The sequence below is a fragment of the Pseudoalteromonas spongiae UST010723-006 genome (genome assembly GCF_000238255.3).
Taxonomy (GTDB): domain Bacteria; phylum Pseudomonadota; class Gammaproteobacteria; order Enterobacterales; family Alteromonadaceae; genus Pseudoalteromonas; species Pseudoalteromonas spongiae.
This window is the reverse complement of record NZ_CP011039.1, coordinates 1,827,714-1,846,240: the sequence shown is the minus strand read 5'-3', so window position 1 is coordinate 1,846,240 and position 18,527 is coordinate 1,827,714. Positions and strand designations below refer to the sequence as shown.

Here is an 18,527-nt window from a genome sequence, read left to right as displayed (position 1 = left end):
AGGGAAATATGAGTAAAGAAAATGTTTCAGATTTCAAATTGGTATCGCCCTTTAAACCCAATGGCGATCAACCCACTGCCATCGCGCAACTAGTTGATGGACTCGAAGCAGGATTGGCCCACCAAACCTTACTGGGTGCTACCGGTACAGGTAAAACCTTTACCATGGCGAATGTTATTGCAGAGCTAAATCGCCCGACCATTATTTTGGCGCATAACAAAACCCTAGCAGCTCAGCTATACGGTGAGATGAAAGAGTTCTTTCCTGAAAATGCCGTGGAGTACTTTGTTTCTTACTACGACTATTACCAGCCAGAAGCGTATGTAGTTGCAAGTGATACCTTTATTGAGAAAGATGCTTCAATAAACGACCACATCGAACAAATGCGTTTATCTGCAACCAAAGCGTTGCTTGAGCGACAAGACGTTATTATTGTTGCTTCAGTTTCGGCAATTTACGGTTTGGGCGATCCTGACTCTTATTTAAAGATGATGTTACTGATAAAGCAAGGTGACACCATAGATCAGCGTGACTTACTGCGCCGACTTGCTGAACTGCAATACACCCGCAATGACATTGATTTTCAACGTGGTACCTATCGTGTGCGCGGCGAAGTAATAGATATTTTTCCTGCTGAATCTGAAACCATGGCTATTCGCGTTGAAATGTTTGACGATGAAGTGGACCGCTTAAGCATTTTTGATCCACTTACAGGCGCGGTGGAACGGCATATTATTCGCGCCACAATTTACCCGAAAACCCACTATGTAACGCCGCGTGAAAAGATTTTAGCGGCAATAGACAACATTAAAGAAGAGTTGAAAATTCGTCGTAAACAGTTACTTGATAATAACCGTTTAGTTGAAGAGCAGCGCGTTGCACAGCGTACCCAATATGATATTGAAATGATGAGCGAGCTGGGATATTGCTCGGGCATTGAAAACTACTCGCGTTATTTATCGGGCCGGGCACCTGGCGAGCCACCACCGACATTGCTTGATTACTTGCCTGATGAAGCGTTAATGATTATTGATGAATCACACGTAACTGTATCGCAAGTAGGCGCAATGTATCGTGGCGATCGCAGTCGTAAAGAAAACCTTGTGGAATATGGCTTTCGTTTACCATCGGCACTTGATAATCGTCCGTTAAAGTTTGAAGAATTCGAAGCGATTTCGCCGCAAACGATTTATGTGTCGGCAACGCCTGGCGATTATGAATTAGAACGCTCCAATAACGAAGTAGCCGAGCAAGTTATTCGTCCAACAGGCCTATTAGATCCGGAACTTGAAATTCGCCCAGTCGGAACGCAAGTGGATGATTTATTATCTGAAATTTATAAGCGTGTTGAGCTAAACGAGCGTGTATTAGTTACCACATTAACCAAACGCATGGCTGAGGATTTATCCGATTATTTAAATGATCACGATGTAAAAGTGCGTTACCTTCACTCTGATATAGATACCGTTGAACGTGTTGAAATTATTCGTGACTTACGTGCGGGTGTATTTGATGTGCTGGTCGGAATTAACTTGCTTCGTGAAGGGTTAGATATGCCAGAAGTGTCTTTGGTGGCGATTTTAGATGCTGACAAGGAAGGTTTCTTGCGTTCAACCCGGTCGCTTATTCAGACCATTGGTCGTGCTGCCCGTCATATTAACGGCCGCGCAATTCTATATGCGGATCGCATAACAGATTCGATGAAGCGGGCAATTGACGAAACCGAACGTAGACGCAGTATTCAGCACCAATACAACTTAGATAACGGCATTACGCCACAAGCCCTGAATAAGAAAATCACCGACATTATGGACGTGGGTGAACAAGTTGATGATGCGCCGAAAGCAAGTAAGAGAACGGTCAGTAAAGCGACCGCTGAAATTTTATCAGCCGATGAAATTAACAAGAAAATCAAACAGCTTGAATCTGAAATGTTGGCGTTTGCCCGAGACCTTGAATTTGAAAAGGCAGCAAGCGTACGCGATCAAATTCAACAATTACATCAAGAATTAATAAATGCCTAATATCGATTTAACCAATTTACTAAGCGCTATTGCCAAAGGCGCACCGTTTAACGATGAAGTGTGCCGTGTTTACCATGGCCGCGGTGATAGCCAAGGTGAAACTAATTTCATCAATTTAGATTGGTACCCGCCGTATTTATTTCTTGCGTGCTACAACATAATTGATGAAACAACGCAAAACGCTCTAACAGAAGCCGTTTGGCAAGCGCAGCAAGCTGCTGGATTTAACGCAAAAGGGCTTGTGTTTCAGTATCGTGCCGGACGTGATACGCAAGTGTCTGTACCGTTTGGTGAGGTGCAAGACCGATTCGAAGTTGCTGAACTTGGCGCCAAATATTGGGTACAACTAACCAAAACGCAAAATACGGGTATTTTTCCTGATATGCGTGAGGGCAGGGCGTTTGTTAAAAATAATAGTCACGATGCAAAAGTACTTAACTTATTTTCATATACCTGTGCGTTTTCGGTTGTCGCTAAATTAGGTGGCGCTCAACAAGTTATTAATATGGATATGAATAAATCAGTGTTGCGTACGGGGGCTGATAATCATCGATTAAATAAGGTGGCGGAAAATATTAGTTATTTACCTCACGATATTTTGAAGTCATTTGGTAAATTAAAAAAGGCCGCGCCATTTGATTTAATTGTGGTTGATCCGCCGAGTTTTCAAAAAGGCAGTTTCGTACTAACCAAAGATTATCAAAAAATTTTACGCCGTTTGCCGGATTTATGCCACAGCAATACGCAGCTATTGTTATGTGCTAACAGCCCTGATGTCTCAGAAAACCTGTTTATCGAGATGATAAGTGACGCCACCGAAGGGCGACTGAGCTTTGTTGAAAGACTACCAGCGGCTCCGAGTTTTGAAGAGCCAGATGGCGCAAATTTAAAAGCGCTGGTTTATCGTCTAGCGTAAAATAAGTAGCCGATGCAAAACAAAAAAAGCGCTAAGTAAAATACTTAGCGCTTTTTTTATAACTTATTGATTTCTTTCGCTACTTGGTAGCCATCGTCCGTTACAATTTTTTCGAGTACTTGAACACGTTCAGTTAGCTTGGTGATTTGTTGTTTTAAATCTTCTGTTTGTGCATCATTTGCTTGATTGTGTTTTAACGTCTTCTCTTTAAATTTAATGTGCTTGTTGTACATATCTGCCAATACGCCAAAACCTACTGAGACAAATACGATCATCACAATCATCGTTGTGCCACTCATTGTCGCTCCTAACCTTCGAGTAAATGTGGCTTTAGCTTAATGCAAAAACATACACAATGTGAAATTTAATGATAAACGGTCAAATTTGGTGTTTTTCGAGTCGATATAAAAAGGCTTTGTAACTTAGCCCTAATAATTTTGCGGCTGCAGTTTTATTATTTTCACAGCGTTTAAGCGATTGCAATAAAATATCGCGTTCAAACTGATGCCAATCTATTCCCTCACTAGGCAAAATATATTGACCGCCTTGCTGGAGTTGCCCGTTTTCGTGTGTAAGGCTCTCTAATAGTTCGTCCTCATCGCCAAGTAGCGCGTAACGCTCAATGCAATTTGACAGCTGCCTAACATTACCAGGCCACGGGTAGCTTAATAGCTGTTTTAACGTGTGCGCACTTAATGGCTCAATATCTCCACCATACTGTTGGCTAAATTTGTCTTTAAAGTAATGAATAAGCTTGCCGATGTCTTCACTTCGCTCACGCAGTGCTGGCATATGAATAGGCACAACGTTTAAGCGATAATACAAGTCTTCGCGAAATAGGCCTTCTTCAACTTGTGCTAATAATTGTTTATGGCTTGCTGCAATCACACGTACATCAAGCGCTACTTCTTGGTGACAGCCTAACGGGGTGATCACCCCCTCTTGTAAAAAGCGCAGTAGTTTAGTTTGTAACTGCGGGCTAAGCTCCGCTACTTCATCTAAAAATAAAGTACCACCGTCGGCCGCGGCAAATTTTCCGAGCTTATCTTGATTAGCTCCAGTAAAAGCCCCTTTTTTGGCGCCAAATAATTCAGCTTCGGCAATGGATTCAGGAATTGCGCCACAGTTAATCGCAATAAATGGGCTACTTTTGCGCGGTGAAATTTTATGAAGTGCACGCGCTGCAAGCTCTTTTCCGGTTCCGCTTTCACCACTAATTAAAACGGTTGCGTTAGTGGAAGCCACTTTTTCAATACGTTGAAATACCTTTTGCATACATGGGGCACTGCCAATCAAATCGACCATGCTATCTTGTTGGCTCAGTTGACTATTAAGCGTTTGGTTGGTTAAACGTAACTGATTGGCTTTATTTGCTTTGGCGAGTGCCAGTAATAGCTCTTGGCGCTGAAATGGCTTTGCTAAATAGTCATCCGCGCCTTTTTCAATGGCAAGTGCAGCATGATCAATTGAGCCGTAAGCTGTGGCAATAACAATACCCACAGGGAAGTTGTTTTTTCGCGTAAACTCTAATAATTCAAGCCCGCTTAATTGGCCTAGTTTCCAATCACTAAAAATTAAGCTAATGCGATTATCAGCTTTAAGCGCCACAATAGCTTCTTCCACGCTAAATGTCGCTGTAACGGTAAACCCCTCAGCACTTAACATTGCAGCGATTAACTCATTTTGAGCAGTATCGTCCTCAACCAATAGAATATGTACGTTATCCATTAAACTTCTCTTTTAAACATTGCGCGAAAGTGACTACCATTTTGACTGGTGTTAATAAGTTGAATATCGCCCGCGTAATACAAATTGATAATCTGTTTAGCGAGGTAAAGGCCGATGCCGGCACCATCTGGCTTGTCGCTTACATGCGGTTGGAATAATTGCGCTTGAATAGCTGAATTTACACCTTTACCTTTGTCATTAATCTCAACGTTTACCGTTTTTTCATGTGTATTTACATCAATATCAATAACGTTGTTTTCGCCGCCTGATTCAATACCATTGACAATAAGCGTATGTAAAATACTGCGTACTTCGGTTTCGAGGCCAACGAGTTTAATACTGTTATCGCAATTGATGTTAATGGGTGTATTTTCTGATAATAGTTCGAGCTTTATATCCGTTAGTACGGCAGCAAGCGGTACCTCAGTGCTTCTGTCGACTTTATCTTTGGAGAGGGTTAGAAGTGCATTAATATTTTTATCAATATGCTCGATTTTAGTATGCGCAATTTGTTCTAGCTTAGTACGCTCTGTTTCGGGTGCTTTAAAATATTGGTCTATGGTTAAGTTTAGGGTGTGAACTGGGTTACGAAGTGCATGGGCAATACCCCGACTTAATTCACCAAGCTGCGCTAGGTGTTTTTTCTGTTCTATTTGATGCTGTACTTTGGCGAATTCGGCCAGTTTGCTGCTCATTGAATTAAACTGCTGTGCACAACGCTTAAGTTCGGTTACACCTTTTGCAGGAATTTGAATACCGAGTTTATCGTTATCTAACTCATTCATCGCTTGCACTAGCTGATTAATTGGCCGCGTGATTTTGTTGGTAAGCCAAAGCGCCAGTAGCAATGCAAGGGCAGAGGAAATAGCAATACTCCAAAGAATTGACTGCGTAAAGCGTTCAAAACTCGCGCTGTCGGTAAGGTATTCGGTACTAATTTGACGATGTACTTGCATATTGTCTAAGTCGTCTACCGCCATAAACACCGCTTCAATCTGCTCTGCATTCTGACTAATAATTTCAATACTGCGTTCGTTATCTTTATCGATTACCACATGGCGTTTTACAACAGTAGTACTGTTTTCGTGCGCGTTAGATGCTGCATGAGCATCGCTATCTGATTCTGCAGCGATATGAAATTCAAATTTCATATCGCTGTTATCCCCACTTTTTGGGGCAATTTCAATTAGCTTTTTACGAACCTTATCTTTGGTCGAGGCTAATATTTTTTCTGTTAATACTTCACTTTTACTTAAGATTTCACTTTCGATTTGTTGCTTAAAATACATAGTGAGTGCCGTTTGAATTAATGCGACGCTGGCAAACAACACAACTAAGGTGATAATTAACAGTTTTCTGATACTCAAAGAGGGCTTTCCTTTTTTATCGAATGTAAATAACACGTGGCCATATCTTAATTCAAACTTTGTACCAGATTATCAGCTAATGCCTAAATTAAGAATAACTATACAACACATTGAAAGTTATATAGTTACTACTCAAATGTAATTCAGTATTAAAAAAGTGCTCACAGTTTTCATACTACAATTCCTGATATCAGGAAATGCGACCCGCATATAGGCAAACTCAATTTCGTTAAAATGATTAAAAAATAGCAAAAACCATTTTAAATCAAATGATTATACTTTTGGCATGAAAATTCCTTAGTAACAAACAGAGTTAACAACAAAATCAATTAAACAAGGAATTAACCATGTTACTAAAAAAAACACGTTTTTTACTATTAGCGGCATTAGCACTTGCATGTACTACAGCGATGGCGGGTGATACAGAGAAAAAAGTAAAAGTTATTGAATACAAAACCGATATTGAACTGATAAGTGATGGGGCAACAACGCCTATTAAGATACAGTTCGATGGCAAGCCGAGTGAGCAGCAAATTGAAGATGCAGTTGCGGGTTTACCATCTGAAAAACAAGAAAAGGTGCGAGAGTTATTACGTAACCTTGAGGTTGAACATGATCAAGGATTGAAGGTATTTGCATTTAAAAGTGGTGAGGGCGATATTGAAAAGCATATCGAAATCCATGCTGATGAAGCTTGGTCGTCACAAAGCGGTAGCAATGTATTTGTTTTGAGTGACGGTGAAAAGCAGGCTCAAGTATTTAAGTTTAAATTTGAAGGCGATGAATCGGATGGACCTTTTCATGCGTTAAAACACCTTTTGAACACGGCCGACTTAACGCCAACGCAAATTGTTGAGTTGCAAAATATACTAAGTCAAAAATAACAAAATATACATCAAGCGAAGCCAGGCTGTTAAAACCACGCTTGGCTTTATTACTTGCGTCCACCTTTCTATAAATCATTGAATCTGTAAATTCTATTTAACCTCAACTCGGGTTAATTTGGTGCACAAACTACGTTTAATATGCGTTATCTTATCTCACGCTTTATTCGTATATTAATACTACATTGTAGAATTAATTGGACGGGTTATATTATTTATTCTACATTGTGATAAAAATAATATATTTAAATAGCAATGAAAGAGAAGTTTCTAGGTGAGTTTGAACAAATGGTGATGCTTGCCATTTTAAAACTCAATGACAATGCATACGGGGTGTCTATTCGCGACATGCTAGTTGAAGCAATTGATCGCGATGTGAGTGTAGGGGCCTTGTATACCACTTTGGAACGCCTTGAAAAAAAAGGTTTGTTAACAAGCTCGCAAGGGGAAGCAATTGCTGAACGAGGTGGTAGAGCAAAGAAGTTTTATGCTGTAACCGGTCAAGGAAAGCAGGCGCTTAATCGTGCTAAAAATGCACTTGATACCTTATGGCAAGGTGTGCAGTTAAGTAAGTTAGCACATTATGCATAGTTCATCTCCGCTTAAAAACAAACACGAAATGGTGCTAGCAAATAAACTGCTGAGCTGGAGCTTACCTGCGTCAATACGCGATGCGGTAATTGGCGATTTAGAAGAAACGTATTATTTAAAACAACAACAAGGCCTCGCGCCGATTGCAATTCAATATTGGTATTGGCAGCAGACGTTTAATCTAGCCTACCGTTTTATGCCAACAACTCAAAGAGGGTTAATCATGTTTATTTTAAGTCTAATTGTGTTTATGTCGATGATGGTATTTGGCATGGTTATGGGTGCGGATGTAACCGCGTTTATTGATGTGCCATCAGCAATGTTGGTGTTTCCTCCAGCTATCTTTTTTGCTATTGCTGCTACGTCTTGGCAAGAATTTACCTTTGCATTTGGTTGCGTGGTAAGTGATGAAAGAAGCTTTAGTGAGAGAGAACTCGTGCAATCAAAGCGTGTTTTTTCGGTACTAGGAAATTCTGCTTTGTGGTGTGGCGGCATTACGACCTTGATTGGTTGGGTGGCGATGGCATCAAATATTAGTGCACAAGAGTTTAGCAGTGTAATTGGCCCTGCATTTGCTGTATCAATTTTGACGTTTTACTACGGTGCTATTGTTAAACTGATTTGTTATGTTGCAGCGCAACGTATTGAATCTAAGTTACTAAACTAAAAATTTTACGCCAAAGTTAAAACAAAAAAGCCCGCATTGCGGGCTGTTTTGTGTTTATTTTGTTAAGGCTAATTGACTTTCTTTCTGCCTGAAAACGCATGGGAGAGTGTCATACCGTCTACTAAATCAAGTTCACCACCAACCGGCACGCCATGGGCAATACGTGATGCACTAATGTTATTTTTAGCACACATATCGGCAATATAATGCGCCGTTGTCTCACCTTCTACCGTTGGGTTTGTCGCTAAGATAACTTCTTCAATGGTGCCCGACTTTAATTGTTGCTCAAACACATCCAGACCAAGTTCCATTGGTCCGATGCCGTCAAGTGGCGATAAGTGACCCATTAAAACGAAATAACGGCCTTGAAATTGCCCCGTTTGCTCAATCGCTAGAATATCCGTTGGTGATTCAACGACACATAACAGACCGGAATCTTGGCGTTTTGTACTTAAGCAAATATCACATTGATCGGTTTCGCAAAAAGTTCGACAAGTTTTACAATGGCCGACGTTTTCCATTGCAAACGTTAAACTTTGACCTAATTGACGACCGCCATCGCGATCATGTTCTAACAGGTGAAATGCAATACGTTGCGCTGATTTTGGGCCGATGCCAGGCAAGCAGCGCAAGGCTTCAACAAGTTGGCTTACGCCTGATGTTAATTTCATAAGGAGTTTGAGTTTTCCAATTTTGCTATAACATACACTAAGTTACTAAATGAGCCAATTACTCAAAGCCAAGATTACTCGGCTTTGCCAATAACTGCGTATTGCGCTGCACCGGTTCATGTACGTACTCGATATGGGGGTTACGTAACCAAAGTTTACCGCGACTTATCAAAAGCGCACCAAACGACACAATTGCAGCATTTTCTGTAATGGGCAGTGTTACTTCGATATCTTGCCAGTCGCGAGTGCCTCCGCCACTGGTGTAACGTAAATTATCAAACGCCAATGCGTTGGTGTGTTTATCTTCAATGCGCATCCAAATACTGGCTATCGACTTTACAAACTGGTGTTTTATTTGTGCACGAAACCGAATACCAGTAATGTTTTCTTTAATAGCGTTTGCTGCGTTAAAGTCAAAGCGCTTTAGCACTACACCAAAATTAGGTTCATCCACTATGCTCTCGAGCAGCAATGTACCCGTGTCGTTACTAATTTGGTATTCACCATCTAGTTCATCACTTATTTCCCATGTTGAGTGGTTTATAGGTTGTGCTCCTTTGGTTAAGGTACCAAAGGGTTGGGTGTTGTAACCAACGATATTCAGGTATCTAGTGCGAGCAGGGCTGGGCGCTTCCTCCTTTGGCATTGTGTACCCATAGGCATAACTGTTGTCTTTCGCTTCATTTGGCGCGAGTTTAAGTTCAAACTTATCAAACCACACTTGCCCAGAGCCACGGAGTATGCCAGCGTAAGATAGCGCAGATGAATCAGCAGGGACCTGAGCGACAATTGAAAAGCGTTGCCAATCAAGCTCTGTATTAGTGCCAATAAACTTGGCATCAGCGCGGCGAACAATATTGTCATCGTGATCAAGCATATCCAACTGCAACGTAATTTCTCCATCAAGGTTGCTCGCTTTGACATAACCCGATAATTCGATTTTTTGATTTTTAAAACTTGCAGCCTGAATAGTTTGTCTGATTGAGGCAGCGCCATCTTTGCTGGGAAGCTTATTAACGATAAACAAGCTTGATTTACCTTCGATTACTTCATTGTTCGAAAGTCCATAGTGGTAATTGTTGTTTGGGTAAGCTGTAAAATACCAATGTTTAACTTCAGGCTTTTCTTTTACCGATAAAATCTGATGGCTTGTCAGAAAATCAAAGTGGCTTAAATGCACGTCACGATTATGAATCGCTGAATAAACGAAGGCTGTGCAACAAATAATTAGTATAAAAATCAGAGTACGAATGGCGATTGTCATTGTTGTTATTAACTCAATACAGCTTGGTCGGTGATTGTATCGTTTACGGGGAATATTTAAAACAAGTGTAAGTCTGATTGCGCTTAATTTCGGCAACTATTTCGGATTTTAACGTTTACTCTTGAAATCTCGAAACTCAACCCTATATCCAATTGCAACATAGCAAAAACCTAAGATTTTGACGGAGTTTTCAATGTCTGCCCAAAAAGAAACATTTGGTTTTCAAACCGAAGTAAAGCAACTTCTACAGCTTATGATCCACTCTCTTTATTCAAATAAAGAGATTTTTCTACGTGAACTTGTTTCAAACGCATCCGACGCAGCAGATAAACTGCGCTTTCTCGCATTAGAGAATAACGACCTTTACGAAGGTAATGGCGAGTTACGCGTTCGTATTAGCGCTGACAAAGATGCAAACACCGTAACTATCTCAGATAACGGTATTGGTATGAGTCGCGAAGAAGTGATTAGTTCACTTGGTACTATCGCAAAATCAGGCACGGCTGAATTTTTCCAAAACTTAACGGGCGATCAAGCACGTGATTCACAACTGATTGGTCAGTTTGGTGTGGGATTTTACTCAGCGTTTATCGTTGCTGATAGTGTGACTGTGCGCACTCGTAAAGCGGGTGAAGCGCAAGCAACTGAATGGCATTCACAAGGTGAAGGTGAATACACGCTAGCGGATATTGAAAAAGCCGAGCGTGGTACTGAAATTATTCTGCACTTACGTGACGATGAAAAAGAATTTTTAGAAGAGTTCCGTTTACGTTCAATCGTAACTAAATACTCAGATCACGTATCAATTCCAGTGGAAATGTATCAAGCGCCAACGGAAGAGTCAGAAGGTCCTGATGGCGAGAAAATTCCAGCAACGCCAGGTGAGTGGCAGGCAATTAACAAAGCAACAGCGCTTTGGACTCGTGATAAATCAGAAATTTCTGATGAAGAATACAAAGAATTCTATAAGCACGTTGGTCACGATTGGGAAGAGCCACTAACATGGGCTCACAATAAAGTTGAAGGTAAAACAGAATACACAAGCCTGCTTTATATTCCTAAAAAAGCGCCATTTGATATGTGGAATCGCGAACGTCAACACGGTTTAAAACTGTATGTGCAACGCGTATTCATTATGGATGATGCTGAGCAGTTTATGCCTAACTACTTACGTTTTGTTAAAGGCTTACTAGATTCAAATGACCTTCCACTTAATGTGTCGCGCGAAATTTTACAAGACAACAAAGTGACGCAAGCAATTCGTAAAGGCTGTACATCGCGTGTGCTTAAGATGCTTGATCGCATGGGTAAAAACAAACCAGAAGAATACCAAACATTCTGGAATGAGTTTGGCCAAGTGATTAAAGAAGGTCCGGCTGAAGATATGGCAAACAAAGAAGCCATTGCTAAGCTACTTCGTTTTGCGTCGACTGACTCTGATCTTGAGACACAAAATGTATCGCTTGAACAATACATTGCACGCATGAAAGAAGGTCAAGATAAGATTTATTATGTTGTGGCTGATAGCTTCCAAGCAGCGAAAAGCTCTCCACACCTTGAGATCTTCCGTAAGAAAGGCATTGAAGTGTTACTGCTTTCAGACCGTGTTGATGAATGGATGATGAGTCATCTGACGGAATTTGACGGTAAACAGCTTGCATCAATTACTCGTGGTGATTTAGACCTTGGTGATCTGGATGACGAAGAGAGCAAGAAAGAGCAAGAAGCGTCTGAAAAAGAAGTCGAAGGCTTAATTGAGCGTGTTAAAACAGCGCTGGGTGATAAAGTAAAAGAAGTGCGCTTTACTCACCGTTTAACAGACTCGCCAGCCTGTGTGGTTGCCGATGAACACGACATGAGCTCGCAAATGCAAAAGCTAATGGAGCAAATTGGTCAACAAGCACCTGAAACTAAGCCAGTGTTTGAGTTAAACCCAGAGCATCAACTTGTTAAGCACTTAAATGATGTGCAAGATGAAGACAACTTTGCACAATGGGCTGATGTACTGCTTGACCAAGCATTACTAGCAGAGCGCGGTAGCTTAAAAGACCCAGCAGGCTTTGTTTCTCGCTTAAACAAACTAATGTTAGATTTAAGCAAGTAATCAATCTGGTTAAAAGAAAAGGGCGCTAAGCGCCCTTTTTTATTGTAAGTGTTAAGTCGTTAAATTAGTCATTTTCTTCGGTCGTTGGCGCTAATTGCTGCTTTTGCGCTTTGATAACTGTCCACGCTTCGAGCATTACTAAAACACAAACGACTAACACAATAATATCTAAGGTAACTAATAACCAATTACCCGCATTGTAGTATTCTTGCAGTTTAAGTATGCCGGCGAAAAATGCCATCACTAGCACAAATAGCATGGGCACTAATGTGTAACGAGCAGGTCGCCCCATCTTTATTAACATCACAGAAATAACTAACAGTGTTAAACTGGCAAGGATTTGGTTAGTTGAGCCGAATAATGGCCAAATGATCATGCCGCCCGAACCAGACGAACCGCCTGCACCAAACGCTAATAATAAACAACACGCAACAGCAATCAGTGTAGCAATAATGCCATTTCTAAATGCGCTGATCTGATATATCTCGCCCCATTCTTGAATAATATAGCGTTGTAAGCGAACACCTGAATCCATTGTTGTTCCAGCAAACAATACAACCATTACAGCAAGTAAGGTCGACGCAAGTTCAGATGGAATGCCCCAACCTTGGAAGATTAGGTTTGAGCCACCTTGAATAAATGCGCCAACACTGCCAGCACCGAGATGGCTATATACTTCGTGCCACTCCTGCGGGCTCATTGCGAGTGTTACACCACTGACAGCAACAATGGTAATAAGGGCAAGCGAACCTTCACCAACAGCACCTAAATAACCAACGAACCGTGCATCGGTATCTTTATCTAATTGTTTTGAACTGGTGCCGCTCGATACAATACCGTGGAAACCAGATACCGCACCACAGGCAATCGTAACGAATAATAGTGGGATAATACTGGGCGTAGACTCTGCAACTTCGCTATTAAAAGCAGGTGCGGTAATGTCAGGCATAAACATAAATACGGCGCCGTAAAGTAACACTAACCCCACCAATAATTGAACACCATTAATAAAGTCACGAGGTTGTAGCAGCACCCACACAGGTAATAATGATGCGACAGCGGCATATATAAATAGAATGATTATCCAGTTAGCTTTGTCACTTAACCCGAACATTTCTTTTGGCAGTGCCAATGGCATTTCGCTACCTGCATACACGGTTAAGTAAAGCGCGACTACTCCCAACAAACACAAAAACACTAAGTTAAAGTTGCGGCGAATTAACTGACCAATAATTAAGGCAAACACAATCGCAGCCCAGGCTGGCAATACTGCAGTTGGTTGGCTAACAAATGAGTTGGCAATCACCACGCCAAATACCGCGTTAACCATTAACAGCACTAAAAATACCACTATCATAAATAAAGCGCGGGTGCGTTTACCGATAACTTCTTCTGATAGTGCGCCAATTGATTTACCTTTGTGGCGACTGCTCGCCCAAAGTGCGCCCATATCGTGAACACCGGCAAAGAAAATAGTTCCGAGTACTACCCAAATAACAGCGGGTACCCAGCCCCAATAAACCGCAATGGCAGGACCAACAATCGGTGCAGCGCCAGCAACAGAGGTAAAGTGGTGACCCCAAAGTACCACTTTTTTGGTTGGTACAAAGTCAACGCCATCATTAATTTGATGAGCTGGGGTAATGTACTTGTCATCCATTTGGAAAATGCGACTTGCAATAAACTTAGAATAGACAAACCAGCCAAACAGCATGCCGATAATGCCGAGCAATACAATAACGACAGATTGCATAGGTGTTCCTTATAATTGATTATTATTTAAACCAGCTTAAAGCAGCATATTGTAAAAGCAAGTGTTTGGCCTGAGACTTTGGCATAACACGGCGCTATTTATTTCGCTTTGGCTTGAGCTCCTTTATATTTTTAGCTTGATTATTAGGGCCTGTTGACCTTTGCTGTTCTATTTTTGTTCTTTTTAAGCGTGCTTTTATCGCGGCGCTCGGTGTGTGGCCTAGTAATCTAAGCGAATATCGAGCAAAGCTTCCGCGTCCTGCTCACGCCCCTTACCTACATCCATATAGGCAACAATGAGAAAAGTGCGCTCAAAAGAACCGTTCGGCAGCGCTTGCTTGGCTTTTCTACTGTGTTATCGGCTGGCTCACATAGAATAACTATGCCACGCAGCCTCCGCCTTGTATAAAACCCAATCAAACTGCTGCAAAAACGAACTTGAAAGGTCAACAGACCCTAAACAAAGCTCGTCAGCCCTTAAGCAAAAATACGCGAAATAATGGCTTTGCAGTTACTTGGTTAAACAAAGGTTAAACTTTTGGCTAATCACTATTGAGAATCAACTGCCACTGTGAAAGAATTCCCCCAATTAAAAAACATCTTGAGGAAAAGTCATGCGCATTATTCTTTTAGGAGCGCCAGGTGCAGGTAAAGGTACGCAAGCACAATTTTTAATGGATAAGTACGGTATCCCACAAATTTCGACAGGCGATATGTTACGCGCTGCGATTAAAGAGGGTACACCACTTGGTCTTGAAGCTAAAAAAGTAATGGATGCAGGCCAGCTTGTTTCTGATGAAATTATCATTGGCCTAGTAAAAGAGCGTGTTGCTAAAGCTGACTGTGAAAACGGTTTCCTATTAGATGGTTTCCCACGCACAATTCCTCAAGCAGATGCAATGAAAGAAAACGGCATTACAGTTGATCACTGTATTGAGTTTGACGTTGCAGATGAAATCATTGTTGAACGTATGGGCGGCCGTCGTGTACACCCAGGTTCTGGTCGTGTTTATCACGTTGTTTACAACCCACCTAAAACAGAGGGTAAAGACGACGTAACAGGCGAAGACTTAATTATTCGTGATGACGACGTAGAAGAAACAGTACGTAAACGCTTAGCAATTTACCACGAACAAACTAAGCCATTAGTTGATTACTACCGTGCTGAAGCAGACGCAGGTAACACACAGTACCACAAATTAGATGGTACACAAGCAGTTGAAGCAGTCAGTGCACAACTTGCAGATTTACTGGGCTAATACCCAATAAATAAAAAAACCGCCATCTCGGCGGTTTTTTTATATCTGAACGTTAATTATAACTTCTTAAGAGCTGACTCTACTGAGACATAATCAGGTTCTTTTGCTAAATTAGTCACTAACTGCTTATAAACAATCTTGTGGTCTTTATTTAAGATGATCACACCGCGCGCTAATAACCCCATATCTTGTATTAGCAAGCCATAATTTTGGGCAAACTCACGCCATACCGCGTCTGATAAAGTATGCATTTGGGTAATGTTTTCGGCCTTACAAAAACGGCTTTGTGCAAATGGTAAATCCATACTGATAGTAAGCATCACCACGTCACTGTAATTCGCTGCAAACTTATCATTGAAGTGTTTTGTTTGTAAGCTACATACGCCAGTGTCTAGGCTTGGCACTGTGCTAATCATTACCGCTTTTCCTTCAAAGTCGCTTAAAGAGACAGGTGCAAATTTATTGTTTGCCGCTTTGAAATCGGGCGCTTGTTGTCCTAGCTCAACCGCATTACCACGCAAGGTAAGCATTTTACTGTTGGCTGAAATTTTACCAGAATCAGTTTGATTCAGAGGTAATTGATATTGCGCTGCCGCTAGGTTTAAAGACAAAAGAGATGCGCTAATTAAACCCGTTAACGTCATTAAATTTTTTAACATAATAAAAACACAGTTTCTGCTATAAGTAATGTTAATTTAGCACACGTGTAAGACACCGATAAAGTGATAATAATAGTTATCTAATAATGGTTTTCGACACGCGATACAAAACTTAACAATTTGGTGAAATATGCAACTTTGTGAACGAAACTTTTGTAATTTGTTACAATTTTTAGCACAATAGTCTTAGATTTCATGCAGTGCTAGTTAAAACCTACTTCCTGCTCTAAACTTATAAAGACAAAAAATAAGAGTGATAGTATGGCAACCCCAGTTTTAATATGTGATGACTCTCGTTTGGCGCGGCGACAGCTCGCTCGTTCGCTACCAGATGATTGGGACATACAAATTGAATACGCTGAAAATGGTCTTCATTGTTTAGAGCAAATAAAAGCGATTCAACCTGAAATTCTGTTCCTCGATCTCAATATGCCACAAATGGATGGCTACGAAGTGCTGCAAGCAATTAAAGCAGAGAATTTGCACGTGCTGGTGGTGGTGGTGTCTGGTGATATTCAGCCAACGGCCCATGAACGAGTGATGGCACTGGGGGCGATTGATTTTATAACTAAGCCGTGTGATGGCGCTAAGCTAGAAGAGATTATTGAAAAGCATGGCATTAAAGATAAAGCCATGCGCGAGCGCTTGCAGCACTCTCTTGGCGAGCAACTCGATCCTGAACTGCGAGATATCTATCAAGAGATCACTAACGTAGCGATGGGGCAAGCGGGTAACTTACTAGCACGTTTGCTTAACGTCTTTGTTGAACTACCTATTCCCAACGTTAATGTATTGGAAGTCAATGAGCTTTCAATGGCGCTGCAATCAATTGATACCAATGCATCCACATCTGGAGTATGTCAGGGCTTTATAGGCGGTGGCGTATCGGGTGAAGCATTATTGCTACTCAATGATTCAAGTTTTGTTGAAATCGCATCTTTAATGAATTACGAAGGTGAACTGAATCAAAAAGTAGAGCTAGAGCTGTTAATGGATGTGGGGAATATTCTCATTGGCGCAGTATTAACGGGGCTTGCTAAGCAGCTTGATATGCACTTTTCACAAGGGCATCCTGTGGTAATGGGGCAGCATTGTAACGTAGCCGATTTAGTCAGTACTAACCAAGATCGTTGGCAGCGTACGTTAGCAATTGAGATCAGTTACGGCATTGAAAATCACAACGTAAACTGTGATCTAATGCTGTTATTTACTGAAGACTCACTAAAAACACTCAAGTTTAAAACACAATACTTATTAGAAGACTAACACTATGAGCGTAGACTTTGAACTCAATGAAATTCACTGGATGATGGATATGTTTAACACCATAGACGTCGGTTTGGTGGTGTTAGACAGAAAATACAATATTTGTGTTTGGAATGGCTTTATGGAAGCTCATTCTGGTTTGTTACCCAGTGCAGTAAAAGGTAAAGACGTATTCGATGCTTTCCCAGGCATCGATGAAACATGGTTTCGTTCAAAAGCCGAATCGGTATTTGTGTTAAAAACCCGTTCTTTCACCATTTGGGAACAACACCCGTATATTTTTAAGTTTAAAAATTACCGACCAATCACCGGTAAAGCAGATTACATGTACCAAAATGGCACTCTTATTCCGCTGACGAACACCACAGGCGAAGTCTCTCACTTGTGCGTGATTATTTACGACGTGACTGATGAGGCGGTTAACAAACTAGAGCTTGAACAAGCGAATGCAAAACTAGAAGAGTTAAGCCGAGTTGATAGGTTAACGAACCTTTATAACCGGGGTTTTTGGGAAGAAAGCTTTTCAAAAGAATTTAAGCGTCAGCAACGCAGTCAGGCAAAAAGTAGCTTGTTAATGTTCGACATCGATCACTTTAAAAAGATCAATGATTTATTTGGTCACCAAGGTGGCGATGCAGCGCTGTGTTTTGTATCACAAACGTTGAAAAAAGTGCTGCGCGAGTCAGATGTAGCAGGGCGTTATGGCGGTGAAGAATTTGCTGTTACGTTAGTTGATACCGACTTAGATGGCGCTAAAGTATTTGCCGAACGCTTGCGTAAAACCATAGAAGATGCGGTGATCCATTACGAAGAGTCGGAAATCACGCTTACTATAAGCATAGGTATTGCGCAGTTTGATGGTAAATATACAAAATACGAACAGTGGATTGAAGACGCCGATAAAGCACTATATCGTTCAAAAGAAGCAGGGCGAAACACCATTAATGTGGCGTAATTCTGCTGGCTTAGCGTTAGCAAGTTAACATACTTACTAACGCTATTAGCTTACTCAGCTAAAATACCCCAACCGTCGCCGTAGCCATTAAGCGGATTAGCAACCGATTCTAGATAGTTCTCTAAATCAGTAATAAGCTGATGGTCCGGTACCATTTCTACACTCACTAAAACTTCAAACACACCCGTATCTGGGCATTTTTGTTGTTTGGTATTAGGTGCAAGATCGTCCTCGCTAATAACTTTGGCAAACTTGTCTGCATCACTGACTTTTTCAAAAAGAATAAAAAAGTCTAGCGTGTGTGTCTTGGTTAAATCGACACCTTCTTGGTGCATCTCGGCCAAAATTTGCCCATTGTCGTCTGTTGGAAAATCCATCAAGGTACTCACGTAATAATTTATAGCGCTAAGTTTACTGCGT

17 protein-coding genes are annotated in these 18,527 nt (G+C 41.2%); 9 read left to right on the top strand and 8 right to left on the bottom strand.

The genetic code is table 11. The features are described 5' to 3' along the window. The first annotated feature begins 8 nt into the window (after positions 1-8). A complete protein-coding gene (gene uvrB / locus PSPO_RS08650; protein ID WP_010559832.1) occupies positions 9-2,024 on the top strand; it encodes an excinuclease ABC subunit UvrB in 2,016 nt (671 codons plus the stop codon). Beyond that, positions 2,017-2,940 carry a class I SAM-dependent methyltransferase gene (locus PSPO_RS08645; RefSeq protein ID WP_010559833.1) on the top strand — a complete coding sequence of 308 codons (924 nt, stop codon included), beginning with the start codon at positions 2,017-2,019 and terminating at the stop codon, positions 2,938-2,940. Before uvrB ends, PSPO_RS08645 begins: the two co-directional genes overlap by 8 nt. 56 nt (positions 2,941-2,996) lie before the next feature. Here the strand turns inward: PSPO_RS08645 and PSPO_RS08640 are convergent, their stop codons facing one another. The 3 genes from PSPO_RS08640 to PSPO_RS08630 all read right to left on the bottom strand — a co-directional run bounded on the left by PSPO_RS08640 (position 2,997) and on the right by PSPO_RS08630 (position 6,035). Then, the gene (locus tag PSPO_RS08640) at positions 2,997-3,239 is read right to left on the bottom strand and encodes a hypothetical protein (protein WP_010559834.1); all 243 of its coding nucleotides are present in this window, start codon (positions 3,237-3,239) and stop codon (positions 2,997-2,999) included. A 79-nt stretch (positions 3,240-3,318) separates the two neighbouring features. After that, positions 3,319-4,668: a sigma-54-dependent transcriptional regulator gene (locus PSPO_RS08635; protein WP_010559835.1), complete on the bottom strand. Its 1,350-nt coding sequence runs from the start codon at positions 4,666-4,668 to the stop codon at positions 3,319-3,321. Then, a complete protein-coding gene (locus tag PSPO_RS08630) occupies positions 4,668-6,035 on the bottom strand; it encodes a HAMP domain-containing sensor histidine kinase (protein ID WP_010559836.1) in 1,368 nt (455 codons plus the stop codon). Before PSPO_RS08630 ends, PSPO_RS08635 begins: the two co-directional genes overlap by 1 nt. A gap of 347 nt (positions 6,036-6,382) precedes the next feature. Here PSPO_RS08630 and PSPO_RS08625 point away from each other — a divergent pair, with 347 nt between their 5' ends. The 3 genes from PSPO_RS08625 to PSPO_RS08615 all read left to right on the top strand — a co-directional run bounded on the left by PSPO_RS08625 (position 6,383) and on the right by PSPO_RS08615 (position 8,177). Then, a complete protein-coding gene (locus PSPO_RS08625) occupies positions 6,383-6,919 on the top strand; it encodes a hypothetical protein (RefSeq protein WP_010559837.1) in 537 nt (178 codons plus the stop codon). Between the two features lie 255 nt (positions 6,920-7,174). After that, the gene (locus tag PSPO_RS08620) at positions 7,175-7,510 is read left to right on the top strand and encodes a PadR family transcriptional regulator (protein WP_040642776.1); all 336 of its coding nucleotides are present in this window, start codon (positions 7,175-7,177) and stop codon (positions 7,508-7,510) included. Further along, positions 7,503-8,177: a MotA/TolQ/ExbB proton channel family protein gene (locus PSPO_RS08615; protein ID WP_010559839.1), complete on the top strand. Its 675-nt coding sequence runs from the start codon at positions 7,503-7,505 to the stop codon at positions 8,175-8,177. The genes PSPO_RS08620 and PSPO_RS08615 overlap by 8 nt, the downstream gene beginning before the upstream one ends. Before the next feature lie 68 nt (positions 8,178-8,245). Here the strand turns inward: PSPO_RS08615 and recR are convergent, their stop codons facing one another. Together recR and PSPO_RS08605 are read right to left on the bottom strand one after the other, a co-directional pair. After that, positions 8,246-8,848, bottom strand: a complete 603-nt coding sequence (gene recR, locus PSPO_RS08610) for a recombination mediator RecR (RefSeq protein ID WP_010559840.1) — start codon at positions 8,846-8,848, stop codon at positions 8,246-8,248. 58 nt (positions 8,849-8,906) lie between these two features. Then, on the bottom strand, positions 8,907-10,112 hold the full coding sequence (locus PSPO_RS08605) for a hypothetical protein (RefSeq protein ID WP_010559841.1): 1,206 nt from the start codon (positions 10,110-10,112) through the stop codon (positions 8,907-8,909). Positions 10,113-10,305: 193 nt separating this feature from the next. On the opposite strand from PSPO_RS08605, the gene htpG reads away from it, so the two are divergent. Beyond that, positions 10,306-12,216: a molecular chaperone HtpG gene (htpG, locus tag PSPO_RS08600; protein WP_010559842.1), complete on the top strand. Its 1,911-nt coding sequence runs from the start codon at positions 10,306-10,308 to the stop codon at positions 12,214-12,216. Between the two features lie 64 nt (positions 12,217-12,280). Here htpG and PSPO_RS08595 read toward each other — a convergent pair whose 3' ends face one another. Further along, positions 12,281-13,969, bottom strand: coding sequence for a carbon starvation CstA family protein (locus tag PSPO_RS08595; RefSeq protein WP_010559843.1), 1,689 nt, complete (start codon positions 13,967-13,969; stop codon positions 12,281-12,283). A 613-nt stretch (positions 13,970-14,582) separates the two neighbouring features. Between PSPO_RS08595 and adk the strand changes: the two genes are divergently transcribed. After that, on the top strand, positions 14,583-15,227 hold the full coding sequence (adk, locus tag PSPO_RS08590; RefSeq protein WP_010559844.1) for an adenylate kinase: 645 nt from the start codon (positions 14,583-14,585) through the stop codon (positions 15,225-15,227). 56 nt (positions 15,228-15,283) lie between these two features. Here adk and tpx read toward each other — a convergent pair whose 3' ends face one another. Then, a complete protein-coding gene (gene tpx / locus PSPO_RS08585; protein WP_010559845.1) occupies positions 15,284-15,886 on the bottom strand; it encodes a thiol peroxidase in 603 nt (200 codons plus the stop codon). Positions 15,887-16,147: 261 nt separating this feature from the next. On the opposite strand from tpx, the gene PSPO_RS08580 reads away from it, so the two are divergent. Together PSPO_RS08580 and PSPO_RS08575 are read left to right on the top strand one after the other, a co-directional pair. Continuing rightward, positions 16,148-17,152, top strand: a complete 1,005-nt coding sequence (locus PSPO_RS08580) for a response regulator (protein ID WP_010559846.1) — start codon at positions 16,148-16,150, stop codon at positions 17,150-17,152. Between the two features lie 4 nt (positions 17,153-17,156). Next, positions 17,157-18,107, top strand: a complete 951-nt coding sequence (locus PSPO_RS08575) for a sensor domain-containing diguanylate cyclase (RefSeq protein WP_010559847.1) — start codon at positions 17,157-17,159, stop codon at positions 18,105-18,107. 50 nt (positions 18,108-18,157) lie between these two features. On the opposite strand, the gene PSPO_RS08570 is transcribed toward PSPO_RS08575, so the two are convergent. Beyond that, positions 18,158-18,484 (bottom strand): ribonuclease E inhibitor RraB, encoded by a 327-nt coding sequence (locus tag PSPO_RS08570; protein ID WP_010559848.1) that lies wholly within the window; start codon positions 18,482-18,484, stop codon positions 18,158-18,160. Positions 18,485-18,527 lie beyond the last annotated feature (43 nt).